Below are 18383 nucleotides of genomic sequence, written 5' to 3' on the forward strand. Positions count from 1 at the left end.
GGGCCCCCTGCGGAGCTTTCCATGCGTACCCATTTCTGCGGCCTGGTCGACGAGACCCTGATCGGCCAAACCGTGACCCTCGCCGGCTGGACCGACGTTGCCCGTAACCTCGGCGGTGTCTGCTTCATCGATCTGCGCGACCACGAAGGCATCGTCCAGGTCACCGTCGAGCCCGACAACGCCGAAGTGTTCGCCGTCGCCGCAAGCCTCGGCTACGAGGACGTGCTGCAGGTCGAAGGCGTGGTGCGTGCGCGCCATGCGGTCAACGACAAGATCCGCAGCGGCAAGGTGGAAGTGATCGCCACCCGCATCAGCATCCTCAACAAGGCCGCGCCGCTGCCGTTCCACGCGCACGAGAACCCGGGCGAGGAAACCCGCCTGAAGTACCGTTACCTGGACCTGCGTCGCCCGGAAATGCAGCGCATGCAGCGCACCCGCATCAAGCTGGTGCAGGCGCTGCGCCGCCATCTGGATGCACGCAACTTCCAGGACATCGAAACCCCGATCCTGACCAAGGCAACCCCGGAAGGCGCGCGCGACTTCCTGGTGCCGGCACGCATGCACCCGGGCGAGTTCTACGCCCTGCCGCAGAGCCCGCAGTTGTTCAAGCAGATCCTGATGGTGGCCGGCTTCGACCGCTACTACCAGATTGCCCGCTGCTTCCGCGATGAAGCCCTGCGTGCCGACCGCCAGCTCGAATTCACCCAGCTGGACATGGAGTTCGCCTTCGTGCGCGAGCGCGACGTGCAGGATTTCGTCGAGGACATGATCCGCTCCATCTTCAAGGAAGTGGTCGACGTCGACCTCGACGCCAGCTTCCCGCGCATGACCTGGGCCGAGGCGATGCGCCGCTACGGTTCGGACAAGCCGGACCTGCGCATCGCGCTGGAGCTGGTGGACGTGGCCGAGCTGGTCAAGGCCAGCGAGTTCCCGGTGTTCACCGCTGCCGCCAATGACGCCGATGGCCGCGTGGCCGCGCTGCGCATCCCGGGCGGTGCCAGCCTCAGCCGCAAGCAGATCGACGAATATGCCGCCCACGCCGCCAAGTACGGTGCCAAGGGCCTGGCTTACATCAAGATTGCCGAGAACGGCGAGATCAGCTCGCCGATCCAGAAGTTCTTCGCCGAAGACGCCTTCGCTGCGCTGCTCAAGCAGGTTGGTGCCGGCAATGGCGACATCGTGTTCTTCGGTGCAGGCGGCTACAACAAGGTCTCCGACTTCATGGGTGCGCTGCGCCTGAAGGCCGGCAAGGACTTCAACCTGGTTGCCGACGGCTGGGCACCGCTGTGGGTCACCGACTTCCCGATGTTCGAGTGGGACGAGGAAGAGCAGCGTTACGTTGCCCTGCATCACCCCTTCACCGCACCGGCGGTGGACGATGTGGCCGAGTTGCGCGCACACGCCAAGACCGCTGTTTCGCGCGGTTATGACATGGTGCTCAACGGCAACGAGATCGGTGGCGGTTCCATCCGTATCCATCGCCCGGAAATGCAGAGCGCGGTGTTCGAGCTGCTCGGCATCGGTGCCGAAGAGGCGCGCGCCAAGTTCGGCTTCCTGCTGGATGCGCTGAACTTCGGTGCCCCGCCACACGGTGGCATCGCCTTCGGCATCGACCGTATTGCCGCGCTGATGGCCGGTACCGAGTCGATTCGCGACGTGATCCCGTTCCCGAAGACCACCGGCGCACAGTGCCTGATGACCGATGCGCCGTCGCCGATCGCCGACGCGCAGCTGGCCGAAGTGCACGTGCAGGTGCGTCCGCGCGCCGACAAGGCCTGAGCCTTGGCAGCTGACGCCAGCATCCGTCGCGCCACGCCCGATGATGCTGGCGTGTTGTGTGCACTGGCCGAACGTACGTTCGTGGAGACGTTCGGCCACCTGTACCCAGCGCAGGACCTGGCCGATTACCTGGCCACAGCGTACCCGGTCGAGCTGCAGCGGCAACAGCTGCAGTCCGGAGATTACGCGGCGTGGTTGCTGGACGTGGCAGGCGAGGCCGTTGGCTTCGCCTTTGCCGGTCCCTGTGGCTTGCCGCATGCGGATGCCAGTGCAACCGACGGCGAGCTGAAACGCCTGTACGTGCTGGGCCAGTACCAGGGTGGTGGTCGTGGCGGCCTGTTGTTCGATGCGGCCCTGCAGTGGCTGCAGACGCCGGGGCGCACGTTGTGGATAGGCGTGTGGTCGGAGAATTTCGGCGCGCAACGCTTCTATGCACGGCATGGCTTCGAGCACGTCGGGGCCTATGAGTTCCCGGTCGGCAGCGTGCGTGACAATGAGTTCATCCTGCGGCGGCTTGCTGGTTGATTGACGCTCGGCAATGCCGATTTCAGGCGTCGCCGGGAGTGCGCTCTGCCGAGCATGGCTCGGCACTGCAGTTGTGTGCCTGCATTTGTGGGAGCGGCGTGAGCCGCGACGCTGGTAATCCAGCAGCTTGCCGATACCCTTCCTGCATGCATCAAAGTGTGCGCTGCATCGCTGCGGCCATGCTTGGCCGCTGCGTCTACACAGGAAAGGGGGGGGGCTGCGTGCGCATACGCGCGTCCTCCCGAACACCGGGCCTGGTCGCTGCGCCTTGTTGCTGCGGCCACGGTGCGGAATGTCTGGGCGTGGATACGGACGGCAATGCGGGCGTTGAGTGCCGGTGCCGGCAAGGCGAAGCAAGCATGAGAAAGCAATTTGACGAGGCTCAGGTGATCGGTTTCCTGCGCGAGCTTGATGCCGGCCAAGCCCTGCAGGTGCTCTGCAGGAAGCATGGTTTCAGTGATGCGTCGCGCGTGCTGTTGCGGCGTGCCTGCGCTGGCCTGCGCGCGCCCCGCGCAAGCCACCTGCGGCGCTTGCAGCTGGAGAACCAACGGCTCAAGGATCTGCTACACGTGCAGGCGCAGGAGCGCGTGCGGATCAGGCAGGCCCTGCGCGAGCAGTTGTGAGCGTCTGCCACGCGCCACGGAGCGGGGTGGTCAGCGGCTGAGCTCGGTCTCGCCTGCGGCATTGGTATGTGCCGAAACCTTATGCAAGGCGCTCAAGGCTTCAACGAAGCCGCTGCTGTCATTGCTGCGGAACACCCCGGAAACGCGCAGTTCCCCCAGCGCTGCATCCTTGATCCGCAACGGGCTGCCGCCATAGCGGTTGAACTCGTCTACCGCCGCCCGCAATGGCATGTCTGCAAACACCAGCTGGCCGTCGATCCATGCCGGTGTGCTGCCGCCGTGGAAGCTCTGTACCTGTGGGACCTTGCCGGCGGCCATGTGCGCGCGCTGCCCGGGAGTGAGCGTGGCCACGGCTGCGGCGCGGTCGTCGGCCGCGGCGGCGCGCAGCTGTACCTTCCCTTCGAACAGGGTTACATCAAGGCCATCGTCCAGGCGATACACCTCGAACTGGGTGCCGACCGCACGCACGCTGCCTTGTGCTGTATCCACGGTCAGTGGGCGCGCGGTGTCGGCGGCAACCTTGAAGAAGGCGCGGCCCTGGTCCAGGGCGATGCGACGCTGTTGCCTGCTGTAACGCACGCGCAGCGTGGTGCCGGTATCGAGATCAACCTGCGTACCATCGTCGAGGGTGATGCTGCGCTGCTCGCCGATCGCGCTGGCATAGCGTTGTTCGCTTATTGGTGCAGGGGTAAAGACGCGCCAGCCAATGACAATCGCAGTCAGCGCCGCTGCGCAGGCCGCCAGCCATTGCATACGGCGCGGTCTGCGCCGTTGCTGCGGCTGGGCTTGCGCCGGAACTGCTGCAGGGATCGCCGCCAGCCGCTGGCTGATCTCGGGCGCAGCGGAAAAATCGCCCAGCATCGACCACATGCGCTCGACGCGCTCGTAGGCAAGCCGATGCGCGGGCTCGGCATCCAGCCAGAGCTGGTGCTCGGCCTGCTCATCTTCACTCACTTCGTCGGCGTGCAGGCGTGCAAACCAGGCCGCAGCCTGGGTGCGGATTGGATCGGCATCTGCAACGACTTCAAGCTTGGCTTCTTTCATGGCTGCTCCAAACGCGTGCCGAAGTGCAGCAGGGCGCGCATCATCTGTTTCTCCACGGCACTGACACTGATGCCCAGTTGGCTGGCGATGGCGGCATAGGTCATGCCTTCATAGCGATGCAGCAGGAATACCTGCTGGCAACGCGGTGGTAAATCATCCAGCACCTTCAAGAACAGCTGCAGGCGTTCGCGGTCCTGGTAGACGCGCTCACCGCATACGGTTTCGGTGGGCCAGCCCTCGGTGTTCTCATCGATGGGTACATGTTGTCCAACATGGCGGGTACGGTCGCGACGGTAACGGTCGCGCAGCAGGTTGCCCGCAATCGTCATCAAATAGGCCTCGACGTTGTTGACCTTGTCCGCCTGCGGATCGCGCATCATCCGCACCAGTGTTTCCTGGGTGAGATCTTCCGCGTCTTCCACTGTACCCAGGTGGTTCCTGAAGTAGCGCATCAGGCGTGGACGGTACTGTTGCGCCATGGCGCCCGTGTCCCGGAGGCTGTCGGGCGGGGGCTGGATGGGCGGCAGGGCGGCGGTCATTGGCAGGCGTTGACAGTCTGGGGCGACACGCGCAGCTTGGGCCAGTGCCAGTGATTCTGCCAGATGAGGGGTTTTGCGCTTGCTGCGTCTGTACAGGGGGTTGCCGGTTCGGTGCCAGTCCGGTTGTCACTGGGAGAGGGGATGATTGCCAGCGCAGGTCGCGGAAATCAGCGGGTGCGGGACGGTCGGCGTGGCATGTTGCGCTGGCTGTTGCTATGCCTTGTCCTGGTGATCGTGCCTGCTTGGGCACAGGGCAGTTCCGTCATCCGCGATTACCAGCAGCCACGGCAGCCCTTGCAGCAGGCGTTGGCGCAACTGGCAACCAGCTCGGGGCTGCAGATACTGATGGCGCCGCAGATGCTCGCTGGCAGGACCGCACCTGCGTTGAACGGGCGCTACAGCGTCGCCCAGGCACTGCAGCAGCTGCTCGCTGGCAGCGGCCTGAGCTATCGGCTGACCAGCAGCGGGGTCATCACCATTGTCCAGGCGGCGACAGCGCCGGCAGCCGAAGCGCCCAAGCCAACGCAGCCGGCGACGATGCCGGCGGTGGCCAGTTCCCTGGCCTCGCTGCAGGTCACCGGCTCGCGGATACGCCGCAGCGCGTTTGAGGGCCCGGCACCGGTCACCATCATCACTGCTGAGCAGATGCAACGCGATGGCCATTTCACCTTGGCAGATGCGCTGGCCGTGAATGGCGTGAGCAACTACGGCGCCGAGTCGCTGGACGGCGGCGGGCGCTTTTCGGCGAACGCGCAGCCCTTGAACCTGCGCGGCCTGGGCCCGGGCAGGGCGCTGATCCTCGTCGATGGCCGGCGGTTGCCGGACTACCCGTTTCCCTCGAACGGACGCAGCAATTTCCAGAGCCTGGGTGGCATTCCCCTGGCCAGCGTGGAGCGTGTCGAGCTGATGACCGGTGGCGCCTCGGCCATCTACGGGGCCGATGCGATTGCCGGGGTGGTCAATATCGTGCTCAAACAACCGCGCAGCGGTTCGCAGGCCAGGGTGCGCACCGGCACCAGCAGCCAGGGCGGTGGTGATCGCTTTGATCTGCAGTGGTCCGCCGGGCATGGCGGCGAGAACTGGGGGCTGAGTTACGCCGTGCAATACTCGGCTGCCGAGTTGCTGCGCGGCGCGCAACGCGACCTGCAACGTCCAACGGACGGCACTGCAGGCGTGCCAGTGAATCCCGAACTTGGGCTGGGTTTCATGCGCGAGGGCGGTGCCGCGCAAATGCTGGTGCCGCTGCCGCGCGATGTCTGCTCGCGCTGGCAGGGTGAGTTCGTCGACTGGAATTTCCTCGCGCCAGCAAACGCGCCATCGGCGCTGCAGGGGCACGGCTGCGGAACCTGGCGCAATGCTGGCTACACATCGCTGATGGATGGCGTGCGGGAGCTGTCTGGCCAGCTGCAGGCACAGTGGGCCTTGTCGTCTCACACTCAGGCATGGGCGAGTCTGCAGCTGTGGAGCGCGCGCAGCGAACTGGCCAGCGGGTTTGAGACCATCACCGGGCCGCATTCGGTCAGCACCGGCAAGGTCAACCAGGTCTACGATCCGCGCTTCGGTTACCTCGCGCCACTGCGTGTGCTTACCCCGCAGGAAGTAGGCGGGCTGGATGCGACGGACGATGACTACCGCGAGCGGATGTGGGATCTGGCATTGGGTCTGCAAGGACGTTACGGGCAGCGCCTGGACTGGAGCCTGGCGGCCAGTCGTTCGGACTATCGGGTGCAGCGTGATCGACGGCGCTTGCTGGGCGAGAAGGTCAATGACTTTTTCTTTGCTCCCGCGATGGGGTTGACCAATGATGGCGTCATCATCCAGCCATTGAACCTGCAGCATTGGTATCGGCCGATCACGCCTGACGAATACATGGCCATGTCCGGCAATGTGCATTACGACGCGCTTACCCGGGTGGATGAGGTGTCCTATGTTGTCTCCGGTGGGATCGCTGATCTGCCTGCGGGCAGCCTGGCAATGGCACTGGTGGCGGAAGCCAGTCGACAGCGCTACCGGCTGCGCAACACGCCATCGGTACTGCCCCTGCAGATGGACACCTATAACCTTACCGGCAGCGTGGGCGAGGGGACGCGCGATCGCTACGCGTTGGGCGCAGAGCTGAGCGTTCCACTGACGACGGCGATCAAGGGCAGTCTGGCCGGCCGCGTGGACAGGTACGACGACGCGGTCGCAGTCGCCACCGCGCGCACCTGGAGTGCGGGGCTGGAATGGCGACCTGCGCACAATCTGCTGTTGCGTGCCAGCCACGCGACCAGCTTCAAGATGCCGGACATGCACTGGGTGTTCACCGATGGCGGCGGCAGTTTTGGCAGCGCCATCGATGCAAGGCGCTGCATCGTTGCCGGTGCCAATCCCGGCTGCGCTGGTTATGCATCGGAGTTTCTGACCCGGACCTATCGCAACCCTGAGCTGGGTGCGGAGACCGGCACCTCGACCACCGTCGGTGTTGTCTGGGATGCCGGCGATGCCTTGTCGATCAGCGCTGACTATTGGGATGTCAGCAATGAAGGCGGCATTGGCCGCATCTCGCCCGCGCTGCTGCTGCGTGATGAAGCCGAGTGCGCCACCGGCCTGCGCCCGGATGGGCGCCCGAGCACGCTGGATCCACACTCCTGGGAGTGTCGCAAGGCGCGTTCGCGGGTAGTGCGTAGTGGCGAGCAGGGCGATGGCCGCATCCTCATGGTCGAGTCGACGGCGGCCAACCAATCCGAGCAACGCATCCGCGGCATCGACACCGTAGCGGATTGGCGTTTCAGCAACGGCATCGGTGACTTCACCCTGCACATGGCCTGGACGCACACGTTCTGGGCCCAGCGCCGGGTGCGCTCGCCGGGCACCCTGCACGAGGAATGGCGCCAGACGCAGTGGGACTCAGGTGAAAACCTGGCATTCCGCAGCAACCTGCGTACCAGTCTGGGTTGGCAGGGACAGGGTGGCTGGTCAGCCAACCTGTTCGGCATCCGCTACGGCCGCTTGCCGCGCGTTGATGGTCAGGGCCGGATAAAGCCACTGCTGCTATGGAATGCCAATGTCAGCAAACAGGTGAGCAAGCGCGCAACGGCGAGCTTGTTCATCAACAATCTATTCAATACAGCGCCGCCGCGTGACAGCAGCAATGACGAATTTCCGTACTACTACGACGAGGTCTACAGCGCGGTGGGACGGCAGCTGGCCGTGCAGCTGGATTACAACTTCGACTGAAGGCCGGGGCGTTGCCCGTTGTGGTGGGCAAGGGCGATGACGGAAACTGAGCACATGTCATGGCAGAACTCCCCGCGTCCCCGTGTGCTGATCTTGCACGGCATCTGGAACACCCGCTCCTGGCTGTTGCCATTGGCCTGGCGGCTGCGCACGCAGGGCTTCGCAGTGGATACGTTTGGCTATGCCAGCGTGTTCGGCGGACCCGAACAGGCGGTGCCGCAGTTGGTACAACGTTTGCGCACGGGAGGGCAGGTGTCACTGGTCGGGCACAGCCTGGGTGGTCTGGTCGCGCTGGAGGCGCTGCGGCAGGCGCCGAGCCTGGAGGTGCCGCGGGTGGTCTGCCTGGGCTCCCCGCTATGCGGCAGCGGCACCGCCCGTTCAATGGCCGAGCATGGTTGGGTGGCGGCCTTGGGGCGTAGTGGCGACCTGTTGTTGCACGGTTTGCCGGATTGGCAGGGAAAGGCCGAGGTCGGCCTGATTGCTGGCTCGGTGGCGCATGGGCTGGGGGCGATGATGGGCGCGCTGGATGGCGAATCCGATGGCACCGTGGGGCTGGCGGAGACCCGTCTGCCGGGCCTGGCCGATCACTGCGTGGTGCCGGTCAGCCACAGCGGACTGGTGCTGTCGCCCGAGGTGGCCACGTTGACCGCCGGCTTCCTGCGCCAGGGGCGCTTTCCGACGGTTGCCGCCGTAACCGGCTGATGACGGGGGCCGGGCGGGGGATCAGGTAGAATTACCGTCCTGTTCCTGACAGATGTACGGTATTCCCATGGGTCGAGGTCCTTCCATCGAAGGTCGCAAAAACGCGAATGACGCGAAGCGCGGCAAGATTTTCACCAAAATCATCCGGGAGATCAGCGTTGCTGCCCGTGGTGGCGGAGGCGACCCAAACAACAACCCGCGCCTGCGCGTGGCGATGGACAAGGGCCTGGCCGCGAACATGACCAAGGATGTCATCGAGCGCGCGATCAAGAAGGCCACCGGTGAGTTGGAAGGCGTCGAGTACGAAGAAGTGCGCTACGAGGGCTATGCCCCGGGCGGCATCGCCGTGATCGTCGACTGCCTGACCGACAACCGCGTGCGCACCGTGGCCGACGTCCGCCATGCTTTCAGCAAGTGCGGCGGCAACATGGGCACCGAAGGCTCGGTGTCGTTCATGTTCAAGCGGCTGGGCGTGCTGAGCTTTGCACCGGGTGCGGATGAAGAGGCCATCACCGAGGCGGCGATCGAGGCTGGTGCCGACGATATCGCGGTCTATCCGGAAGATGGCTCCATCGACGTGATCACCGCGCCGGAAGCCTTCCAGTCGGTGAAGGACGCGATGACAGCCGCCAAGCTGGTGCCGGACCACAGCGAAATCACCTTCCGTGCCGACAACGACGTCGCCGTCGATGCCGATACCGCCGTGCAGGTGAAGAAGCTGCTGGACATGCTTGAAGACCTGGACGATGTGCAGGACGTGTATTCCAACGTCGACCAGGCAGGCCTGGAGCGGGTCTGAGGACCCGCCCGGTCCCACCGGGTGAGACGGCGTCCGGCCATGCTGGGCGCCGTTTTTTACTGATAGAGGCAGCATGACCCGCATCCTTGGCATTGATCCCGGCTCGCAACGCACCGGCGTCGGCATCATCGACATCGACGCCAACGGCCGCGCCCGCCATGTTCATCACGCGCCACTGGTGCTGTTGGGTGCGGCGGATTTCCCGCAGCGGTTGCGTTTGCTGGCGCACGGGCTGCATGCCTTGATCGAGGAATTCCAGCCGCAGGAAGTGGCGATCGAGAAGGTGTTCATGGCCAAGAACGCCGATTCGGCCTTGAAGCTGGGCCAGGCGCGTGGCGCGGCGGTGTGTGCGGTGGTGATGCGCGATCTGCCGGTCAGCGAATACGCCGCCACCGAGATCAAGCTGGCCGTGGTTGGCCGCGGCGGCGCGGAAAAGCAGCAGGTGCAGCACATGGTGGGTTTGATGCTGAACCTGCAGGGCAAATTACAGGCAGACGCCGCCGATGCATTGGCGGTGGCCATCACGCATGCGCATGTCCGCGCCACGGCCAACCGGCTGGGGGTGGACGTGCGCCAGGCTTGGAGTCGCAAATGAGGTTTTTCGCATGATCGGTCGCCTGCGCGGCATCCTCGCCTACAAGGCCCCGCCGTGGCTGGTGATCGACGTCAATGGCGTGGGTTATGAGCTGGAGGCGCCGATGAGCACCTTCTATGACCTGCCCGATGTCGGTCGGGAGGTCATCCTGTTCACCCATTACGCGCAGAAGGAAGACAGCGTCTCGCTGTACGGCTTCCTGCGTGAGGGCGAGCGCCGGCTGTTCCGCGACGTGCAGAAGGTGTCGGGCATCGGCGCCAAGATCGCGCTGGCGGTGCTGTCCGGGGCCAGCGTCGACGAGTTCGCGCGGCTGATCCAGACCGGCGATGTCACTGCGTTGACCCGTATTCCCGGTATAGGCAAGAAGACCGCCGAGCGCATGGTGGTCGAACTGCGTGACCGCGCAGCCAATTTCACCGGTGGCGGCGCACCCATTGCCGGCCAGCTGGGCACCGATGCGGTGTCCGAGGCGACAGTGGCGTTGCAGCAACTGGGCTATAAACCGGCAGAGGCGGCCAAGATGGCGCGCGATGCCGGTGCCGAGGGCGATGATGTCGCCACGGTCATCCGTAAAGCGCTGCAGGCAGCCCTGCGTTAACCCCTTCGGCAGCATGACGCCAACCCGAGATCGCCATGTCCCACGCTCCTTCCACGTCTGAATCCTCCACTCAAGGCCATGGACACGGTCACGGCGGCGCTGCCGGCGGCCTGGCATTGGTTGTCGGCGCCATCGGCGTGGTGTTCGGCGATATCGGCACCAGCCCGCTGTACACCCTGAAGGAAGCGTTCTCGCCGCATTACGGGCTCAACAGCGATCACGACACCGTGCTGGGCGTGCTGTCGCTGGCGTTCTGGGCGTTGAACATGGTGGTCACGCTCAAGTACGTGACCATCATCATGCGCGCCGACAATGACGGCGAGGGCGGCATCATGGCGCTGATGGCGCTGGCCCAGCGCACCCTGCGCAATGGCTCGCGGTCAGCCTATGTGGTCGGCATCCTCGGTATTTTCGGCGCCTCGCTGTTCTTTGGTGACGGTGTAATCACCCCGGCGATTTCGGTGTTGGGCGCGGTCGAGGGCCTGGAAGTCGCGGCGCCGGGGCTGGGCCATTTCGTGGTGCCGATCACCCTGGTGGTGCTGGCGGCGGTGTTCGCTGCGCAACGCTTTGGCACCGAGAAAGTGGGCAAGGTATTCGGCCCGGTGATGACCATCTGGTTCCTGTCGCTGGCCGCCATCGGCATCTGGAACGTGATCGCCGCGCCTGAGGTACTCAAGGCCTTCAACCCGCTGTGGGCGGCGCGCTTCTTCATGGAGCATGGCTGGCACGGCGTCTTCATCCTCGGTGCGGTGGTGCTGGCGGTGACCGGTGGCGAGGCCTTGTATGCGGACATGGGCCACTTCGGTGCGCCGCCGATCCGCCATGCCTGGTACTTCTTCGTGCTGCCATGCCTGGTGCTCAACTACCTGGGGCAGGGCGCGCTGGTGCTGCAGCGTCCCGACGCGGTGGCAAATCCGTTCTTCGAGGCGGTGCCCGGCTGGGCGCTGATCCCAATGATCATCCTGGCCACAATGGCGGCGGTGATCGCCAGCCAGTCGGTAATCACCGGTGCGTTCTCCGTATCGCGGCAGGCCATGCAGCTGGGTTACATCCCGCGCATGCGCATCCTGCATACCTCGCACGACACCATCGGCCAGATCTATATCCCGGGCATCAACTGGGGCCTGGCGGTGATGGTGTTCGGGCTGGTGCTGGCCTTCCGCAGCTCCAGCAACCTGGCGGTGGCCTACGGCATCTCGGTGTCGGGCACGATGCTGATCGACACCTTGCTGCTGGCGCTGGTCGCCCGCGTGCTGTGGCCGCGTGCGCGCCATGCCATCGTGGCCTTGTGCGTGGTGTTCATTTTCATCGACCTGGGCTTCGTGATCGCCAACGGCGCCAAGCTGCTGCAGGGCGCCTGGTTCCCGCTGGTGCTTGGCCTGGTGCTGTTCACGATGATGCGCACCTGGCGCCGTGGTCGTGAGCTGCTGCGTGACGAGATCCGCAAGGACGGTATCCGTCTGGACACATTCTTGCCTGGCCTGATGCTGGCACCGCCAGTACGGGTACCGGGTACGGCGGTGTTCCTGACCGCCGATCCGAGCGTGGTCCCGCATGCGCTGATGCACAACCTCAAGCACAACAAGGTGCTGCACGAGCGCAATGTGTTCCTGCACGTGGAAACCCTGCCGATGCCATATGCGGCCGAAGGCCAGCGCCTGCGCATCGATTCGGTGGGTGATGAGTTCTACCGCGTCCACGTGCGCTATGGCTTCATGGAAACCCCGGATATTCCGCTCGCGCTGATGCGGTCCTGTGACCACGGCGGCATCTATTTCGATCCGATGGATACCACCTTCTTTGCCAGCCGCGAGACCATCGTGGCCAGCGCCAACCGTGGCATGCCGATCTGGCGCGACAAGCTGTTCGCCTTCATGCATCGCAACGCGGCGCCTGCCACGGGCTTCTTCCGCATTCCGGGCAACCGGTTGGTGGAATTGGGCGCGCAGGTGGAAATCTGATCGGATGCGACGTGCTTGGCGCATAATTGCGAAATGACTGACGACCGCATAATCGGCGCAGGCGCGACCCGCGAGGACGACGCCGCCGACGCCAGCATCCGCCCGCGCAGCCTGGCCGATTATCTCGGCCAGGCACCGGTACGCGAGCAGATGGATATCTATATCCAGGCCGCCAAGGCCCGCCGCGAGGCGCTGGACCATGTGCTGATCTTCGGCCCGCCCGGGCTGGGCAAGACCACGCTGAGCCACGTGATCGCCAACGAGCTGGGTGTGGCGCTGCGTGTCACTTCCGGCCCGGTGATCGAGAAAGCCGGCGATCTGGCCGCGCTGCTGACCAATCTGCAGCCGCATGACGTCTTGTTCATCGACGAAATCCACCGTCTTTCGCCGGTGGTGGAGGAAGTGCTGTACCCGGCGATGGAAGACTTCCAGATCGACATCATGATCGGCGACGGCCCGGCCGCGCGCTCGATCAAGCTGGATCTGCCGCCGTTTACCCTGATTGGCGCCACCACCCGCGCCGGGCTGCTGACCGCGCCGCTGCGCGACCGCTTCGGCATCGTACAGCGGCTGGAGTTCTATTCGGCCGAGGAGCTGACCCGCATCGTGCGGCGTTCGGCAGGCATCCTTGGCATTGATTGCAGCGCCGAAGGTGCCGGCGAGATCGCCCGCCGTTCGCGCGGCACCCCGCGTATCGCCAACCGGCTGCTGCGACGCGTGCGTGACTATGCCCAGGTCAAGGCCGGTGGGCATATCGACCAGGCGGTGGCGCAGGCGGCGATGCAGATGCTCAAGGTCGATCCGGAAGGCTTCGACGAGCTGGATCGGCGCATGTTGCGCACCCTGGTGGAATATTTCGATGGCGGCCCGGTCGGGGTCGAGTCGATGGCTGCGGCTCTTTCCGAGGAGCGCGGCACTCTGGAAGACGTGGTCGAGCCGTTCCTGATCCAGCAGGGCTTCCTGGTGCGTACCGCCCGCGGGCGCATGGCCACCAGCAAGGCTTACCGCCATCTGGGCCTCAAACCGAAGGCGGCACCGGCGCCTGTGGACCTGTTCGCGGAGCAACGCGATGACGAATGAGTCTCGGTTCAGTTGGCCGACACGCATTTACTGGGAAGATACCGACGCTGGCGGCGTGGTCTACCACGCCCGCTACGTGGCCTTCATGGAGAGGGCAAGGACCGAATGGATGCGCGCCCTCGGCTATGGTCAGGAAACCATGCGTTGCGGTGACGGCCAGGTATTCGTGGTCCGTGCCATGAACCTGGATTTCCTGAAGCCGGCCAAGCTGGACGATGCGCTGACCACCACGGTGGAACTGCTGCAATGCCGGCGGGCCAGCCTGCTGATGGCGCAGGCGGTGATGCGCGATGACCAGGTGCTGGCGACGGCGCAGGTCCGCCTTGCCGCCGTCGGCGCCCGCGACTTCCGTCCGCAGGCGCTTGATGACACGCTTTACGCAGTACTGAAACCCCTTCAAACACAACCCGCTTAAGCAACACTGAGGAAGATCGGATGATCGCTTTGCTTCTGGCCCTGCAGGCCACCGTGACCGAGGTCCTGCCGGCCGACGTCAGCGCCGCCGCTGCGCAGACCGTGGCGCAGGCCAGCCATGGCGGCGGCATCAACTACCTGGACCTGATGCTCAAGGCCAGCATCCCGGTCAAGCTGATCGTGCTGCTGTTGCTGGCAGGTTCGTTCATCAGCTGGGTGATCATTTTCCGCAAGGCACGCGTGTTCAAGGCCGCCGACAACGAGGCCAGCGAGTTCGAGAACCGCTTCTGGTCCGGCGCCGATCTGGGCAAGTTGTACGCCTCGGCCACCGACCGCAACCGTCAGGTTGATGGTCTGGAAGCCATTTTCGAAGCCGGTTTCCGCGAATATTCGCGCCTGCAGGGCCGCCGCGCTTTCGATGGCCGTACCCAGCTGGAAGGTGCGCAGCGCGCCATGCGCACCACCTACGCCCGTGAAGTGGATGGGTTGGAGCGCAACCTGGAATTGCTGGCCAATATCGGTTCCACCGCCCCGTACGTGGGTCTGGTCGGCACCGTGTTCGGCATCATGGTGACCATGCACGACATGATCAGCAGCGGTGAGCAGGCCGGTATCGCCTCGGTTGCCCCGGGTATTTCCGAAGCCCTGTTCGCCACCGCGATCGGCCTGTTCGTGGCGATCCCGGCGGTGTGGGCCTATAACCGCTTCACCACCCGCGTCGAGCGGCTGTCGGTGCGCTATGAAACCTTCGCCGAGGAGTTCAGCTCCATCCTGCAGCGCCAGCAGAGCGGCAGCGACGAGTAAGTGCGCCAGCGCCTTCCTCTGACCGCAGGAGCCCATCTATGACCGCCGCCATTCCCCGCCGCAAGCGCCGCAAGCTCAAGTCCGAGATCAACGTCGTGCCGTATATCGACGTGATGCTCGTGCTGCTGATCATCTTCATGGTGACTGCGCCGCTGCTGACCCTCAGTTTCGAGGTCGACCTGCCCAGCTCCACCGCCAAGGCGCTGGAGAGCAAGCAGGACCCGATCGTGGTCTCGGTGCGCGCCGACGGCCAGATGAGCCTGAAGCTGCCCGAAGCCAAGGACCCGCAGGCCATGGACGCTGCCGCGCTGCAGGCGCAATTGAGCGCATTGGCCTCGCAGGACAAGGCGCTTCGCGTGATCGTGGCCGCCGACAAGAGCGTGGCCTATGAGAAGGTCATGGACGCCATGGATGTGATCAAGGCCGCGAAGATCGAAAAGGTGGGTCTGGCGACCGATGCACGCTGACGCACTGCCACCACCGCACGACAACCGCAACGAGTGGGGCCTGCCGGTCGTACTGGCGTTGCTGGTGCACCTGTTGGTCGCGGCGATTTTCATCATCGCCTGGATGTGGTCGCCTTCCCGCAGCACCGAGGCCGCCGCTGGCGACCCGGCGCTTGAGGCCAACATGCAGCTGTCCGCCGCCGAGGCTTCGGCTGCGCGGCAGGCCCTGCGTGCCTCGGAAAAGCTGCCGGATCTGCCCGAGCCGGTGGAAGAAGCCCAGCCCGAGCCGGTGCCGGAAGACACCGTGCCGCCGCCGCAGCCCATCCCCGAGCCCAAGCCGCAGGACGCGCCGACCCCGCAACAGCACAACGCCCAGGAGCGCATTGCCCAGCCGGACACGGTCGACCAGGAGCGCGTCAGTGCCTTGGCCATTTCCCAGGAAAAGGCCAGACAGGAGCAGGAGGCCAAGCGCCGCCAGGAACAGATCGACCTGACCGAGCGCAAGCGCGTGGAAGAGGCCGAGCAGAAGCTGCGCCTGGCCAAGCAGCAGGAAGAGGCCGATCGCAAGAAGATCGCCGACCAGCAGCGCCAGGCCAACGAAAACCAGGCCGAGCAGGAGCGTCAGCAGAAGATCGCCGAGATCCGCCGCAAGCGTGAGCAGGCCGAGCGCGAAGCCAAATTGGCCGAGCAGCGCCTGCGCCAGGTGGCCGATGCCCGCGCCCGTGCGCAGGCGGCATCGACCAGCAGTGGCAACAGCGGGCCGAGCACGCCGTCGCCGGGGCAGGGCGGCACCAGCAATGACCTGACCGCCAAATATGCTGCTGCCATCCAGCAGGCCGTGGTTGCGCAGTGGAACCGGCCGGACAATGTCGCCAATGGCACGCGTTGCCGGATCCTGATCAAGCAGCTGCCGGGCGGCGAGGTGATGAGTGCCGAGGTGCAATCGGGTTGCGCCATGGACGCGGCAGCGCGTGATTCCATCGAGCGTGCCGTGCTGAGGGCGCAGCCGCTGCCCTTCCGTGGCTATGAGACGGTGTTCCGGCGCGAGCTGATGTTTACATTCACCGCCCAGAACTGATCGATGGCTGTTCCGGGCATCCGGTTGGTTTCATTGGAAATTTATAATTTGGGGCGGTGGCTGGCGGATTTCACATGACTTTCGTTCACGATTGCGAAAATGTTCATCTGCGTGCTGCTATCCCTCTCTTATTCATTCGTACTGCTGAGCGCCTCATGAAGAATCTGTCACGCTGGCTGGTCGCCCTCACCGTTCTGCTGCTGCCTTTTGTGGCCGCGGCACAGCAGGGGGCTTTGGAAATCGAAATCACCGGTGGCAACGCCTCGGCCACGCCCATCGCGGTTGTGCCGATGGCCTACCAGGGGTCGGCCGGTGCGCCGCAGACCGACGTGGCTGCAGTGGTGCGCGCCGACCTGGACCGTTCCGGCCAGTTCCGCAACCTGCCCGAAGCGCAGATCGTCGAACGCCCCAGCCGCGGCAGCGAGGTGCAATACCCGACCTGGCGCGCGCTCAAGCAGGACTTCCTGGTCGTCGGCCGGGTGCAGGACGCCGGTGCCGGCGCCTACCGCGTGGAATACGAACTGTTCGACGTGGCCAAGGGCGAGCGCCTGCTCGGCCTGGCGATGACCGCACGTTCCAGCGCCATGCGTGACGTCGCCCACCAGATGGCCGATGCGATCTACGAGAAGATCACCGGTGTGCGTGGTGCCTTCTGGACCCGCATCGCCTACATCACTGCCAGCGGCAGTGGCGCCAACATGCGCTACGCGCTGATGGTGGCCGATTCCGACGGCTACAGCCCGCAGACCATCGTGCGCTCGGCCGAGCCGCTGCTGTCGCCGAGCTGGAGCCCGGACGGTCGCAAGCTGGCCTATGTCAGCTTCGAGCGCGGCAACTCCTCCATCTACGTGCAGGACATCGCCACCGGTGGCCGTGAGCTGCTGACCAGCTTCCGCGGCATCAACAGCGCGCCCTCGTTCTCACCGGACGGCCGTCGCCTGGCCCTGGCCCTGTCGCGCAGCGGCAACCCGGAAATCTACGTGATGGACCTGGGCAGCAAGCAGCTGACCCAGCTGACCAACCACTTCGGCATCGACACCGAGCCGACCTGGGCCGCCGATGGCAGCTCGGTCTACTTCACCTCCGATCGCGGCGGACGCCCGCAGATCTACCAGGTGCCGGCCAGCGGCGGCAGCGCCAGCCGCGTGACCTTCCAGGGCAACTACAATGCCAAGGCCAGCGTATCCTTTGACGGCAAGAAGATTGCCGTCGCCCAGGGCGCAGGCAGCAGCTACAAGATCGCGGTGATGGACAGCAGCCTGGGGGCGGCGCGCTGGAGCACGCTGTCGCCGGGTTCGTTGGACGAATCGCCCAGTTTCGCGCCCAATGCGAGCATGGTGCTGTACGCCGCTCGTGAAGGTGGGCGTGGTGTGTTGTATGAAGTATCCGCCGACGGCCGGGTGCGCCAGCGCTTGGTGCTGGCCGATGGCGACGTGCGTGAGCCAGCATGGGGTCCGTACCGCACTGCGCGTTGATAAAATGTTAATCTCTTCCCGCATTAATCCCCAACATTGGCCAGGAGCCACTAGGTATAGCCATGAACAAGTCAACTCGTGTTTTGCTCGTTTCGCTGCTGTCGGTAGCCGCGCTCGCTGGCTGCTCGAAGAAGGTCAAGGAACAGCCGGCACAGCCGCCGGTTGATACCGGTTCGACCACCCAGCCGACCGGCCCGTCCACCTCCGGCCTGTACGGCCCGGGCGACCTGGACACCGACGCCTGCCTGCGTCAGCGCGTTGTCTACTTCGACCTGGACCAGGATTCGGTCAAGCCGGAATTCCAGGCCATCATGGCATGCCACGCCAAGTACCTGCGTGACCGTCCGTCCTCGCGCATCACCCTGCAGGGCAACACCGACGAACGCGGCAGCCGCGCTTACAACCAGGCCCTGGGCGAGCGTCGTGGCAATGGCGTGAACTCGGCTCTGCAGGCCAACGGTGGTTCGGCTTCGCAGCTGACCGTCGTGTCCTACGGCGAAGAGCGTCCGGTCTGCACCGATTCGAACGAGTCCTGCTGGTCGCAGAACCGTCGCGTCGAAATCGTCTACACCGCGCAGTAATCGATGCGCATCAGTCTCAAACTGATGCTCGTGGTCGCGGGGGGCCGGGGGGGGGGGGCGCCCCCCCCCCCAACACGGGCCCGGGTGTGTGTGGCGGGTGGGGGGGGGGGGCAGAAGGGGA

The 18383-nt window shown here is 65.1% G+C and carries 18 protein-coding genes; 16 read left to right on the forward strand and 2 right to left on the reverse strand.

Going from position 1 to position 18383, the window contains the following annotated elements; all coding sequences use genetic code 11:
- Positions 1–21: 21 nt before the first annotated feature.
- The 3 genes from aspS to AC13FW_RS09660 all read left to right on the forward strand — a co-directional run bounded on the left by aspS (position 22) and on the right by AC13FW_RS09660 (position 2927).
- Entirely contained in the window at positions 22–1779 is a 1758-nt protein-coding gene (aspS, locus tag AC13FW_RS09650; protein WP_482986579.1) for an aspartate--tRNA ligase, read from the forward strand.
- A 3-nt stretch (positions 1780–1782) separates the two neighbouring features.
- Positions 1783–2304, forward strand: coding sequence for a GNAT family N-acetyltransferase (locus AC13FW_RS09655; RefSeq protein ID WP_296251762.1), 522 nt, complete (start codon positions 1783–1785; stop codon positions 2302–2304).
- A gap of 359 nt (positions 2305–2663) precedes the next feature.
- Positions 2664–2927, forward strand: coding sequence for a transposase (locus AC13FW_RS09660; protein WP_296251760.1), 264 nt, complete (start codon positions 2664–2666; stop codon positions 2925–2927).
- A 30-nt stretch (positions 2928–2957) separates the two neighbouring features.
- On the opposite strand, the gene AC13FW_RS09665 is transcribed toward AC13FW_RS09660, so the two are convergent.
- Together AC13FW_RS09665 and AC13FW_RS09670 are read right to left on the reverse strand one after the other, a co-directional pair.
- On the reverse strand, positions 2958–3971 hold the full coding sequence (locus tag AC13FW_RS09665) for a FecR family protein (protein WP_482988915.1): 1014 nt from the start codon (positions 3969–3971) through the stop codon (positions 2958–2960).
- Entirely contained in the window at positions 3968–4450 is a 483-nt protein-coding gene (locus tag AC13FW_RS09670; RefSeq protein ID WP_282269170.1) for an RNA polymerase sigma factor, read from the reverse strand. The genes AC13FW_RS09665 and AC13FW_RS09670 overlap by 4 nt, the downstream gene beginning before the upstream one ends.
- Before the next feature lie 255 nt (positions 4451–4705).
- On the opposite strand from AC13FW_RS09670, the gene AC13FW_RS09675 reads away from it, so the two are divergent.
- The 13 genes from AC13FW_RS09675 (at position 4706) to pal (ending at position 18262) form a co-directional block, all read left to right on the forward strand.
- Entirely contained in the window at positions 4706–7729 is a 3024-nt protein-coding gene (locus AC13FW_RS09675; RefSeq protein WP_482988916.1) for a TonB-dependent receptor domain-containing protein, read from the forward strand.
- 54 nt (positions 7730–7783) lie between these two features.
- Complete coding sequence (locus AC13FW_RS09680; RefSeq protein WP_481509970.1) at positions 7784–8431, forward strand: esterase/lipase family protein; 648 nt, start codon at positions 7784–7786, stop codon at positions 8429–8431.
- Positions 8432–8498: 67 nt separating this feature from the next.
- Positions 8499–9230, forward strand: a complete 732-nt coding sequence (locus AC13FW_RS09685; protein ID WP_296251750.1) for a YebC/PmpR family DNA-binding transcriptional regulator — start codon at positions 8499–8501, stop codon at positions 9228–9230.
- Between the two features lie 73 nt (positions 9231–9303).
- Positions 9304–9825, forward strand: coding sequence for a crossover junction endodeoxyribonuclease RuvC (gene ruvC / locus AC13FW_RS09690; RefSeq protein WP_282269162.1), 522 nt, complete (start codon positions 9304–9306; stop codon positions 9823–9825).
- A gap of 10 nt (positions 9826–9835) precedes the next feature.
- Positions 9836–10423: a Holliday junction branch migration protein RuvA gene (gene ruvA / locus AC13FW_RS09695; RefSeq protein ID WP_282269160.1), complete on the forward strand. Its 588-nt coding sequence runs from the start codon at positions 9836–9838 to the stop codon at positions 10421–10423.
- Positions 10424–10458: 35 nt separating this feature from the next.
- On the forward strand, positions 10459–12384 hold the full coding sequence (locus tag AC13FW_RS09700) for a potassium transporter Kup (protein ID WP_296251745.1): 1926 nt from the start codon (positions 10459–10461) through the stop codon (positions 12382–12384).
- A 33-nt stretch (positions 12385–12417) separates the two neighbouring features.
- Positions 12418–13464: a Holliday junction branch migration DNA helicase RuvB gene (ruvB, locus tag AC13FW_RS09705; RefSeq protein WP_282269156.1), complete on the forward strand. Its 1047-nt coding sequence runs from the start codon at positions 12418–12420 to the stop codon at positions 13462–13464.
- A complete protein-coding gene (ybgC, locus tag AC13FW_RS09710; protein ID WP_282269154.1) occupies positions 13454–13879 on the forward strand; it encodes a tol-pal system-associated acyl-CoA thioesterase in 426 nt (141 codons plus the stop codon). The genes ruvB and ybgC overlap by 11 nt, the downstream gene beginning before the upstream one ends.
- A 20-nt stretch (positions 13880–13899) precedes the next feature.
- Positions 13900–14682 carry a protein TolQ gene (gene tolQ / locus AC13FW_RS09715; protein ID WP_296251744.1) on the forward strand — a complete coding sequence of 261 codons (783 nt, stop codon included), beginning with the start codon at positions 13900–13902 and terminating at the stop codon, positions 14680–14682.
- A gap of 38 nt (positions 14683–14720) precedes the next feature.
- On the forward strand, positions 14721–15149 hold the full coding sequence (gene tolR / locus AC13FW_RS09720) for a protein TolR (RefSeq protein ID WP_481532361.1): 429 nt from the start codon (positions 14721–14723) through the stop codon (positions 15147–15149).
- Positions 15139–16206: a cell envelope integrity protein TolA gene (gene tolA / locus AC13FW_RS09725; protein WP_482988917.1), complete on the forward strand. Its 1068-nt coding sequence runs from the start codon at positions 15139–15141 to the stop codon at positions 16204–16206. Before tolR ends, tolA begins: the two co-directional genes overlap by 11 nt.
- A gap of 155 nt (positions 16207–16361) precedes the next feature.
- Entirely contained in the window at positions 16362–17681 is a 1320-nt protein-coding gene (gene tolB, locus AC13FW_RS09730) for a Tol-Pal system beta propeller repeat protein TolB (RefSeq protein WP_482988918.1), read from the forward strand.
- 62 nt (positions 17682–17743) lie between these two features.
- Positions 17744–18262, forward strand: a complete 519-nt coding sequence (gene pal, locus AC13FW_RS09735; protein ID WP_282269147.1) for a peptidoglycan-associated lipoprotein Pal — start codon at positions 17744–17746, stop codon at positions 18260–18262.
- The last annotated feature ends 121 nt before the right edge of the window (positions 18263–18383 follow it).

This window comes from Stenotrophomonas sp. 21LCFQ19 (genome assembly GCF_056861425.1).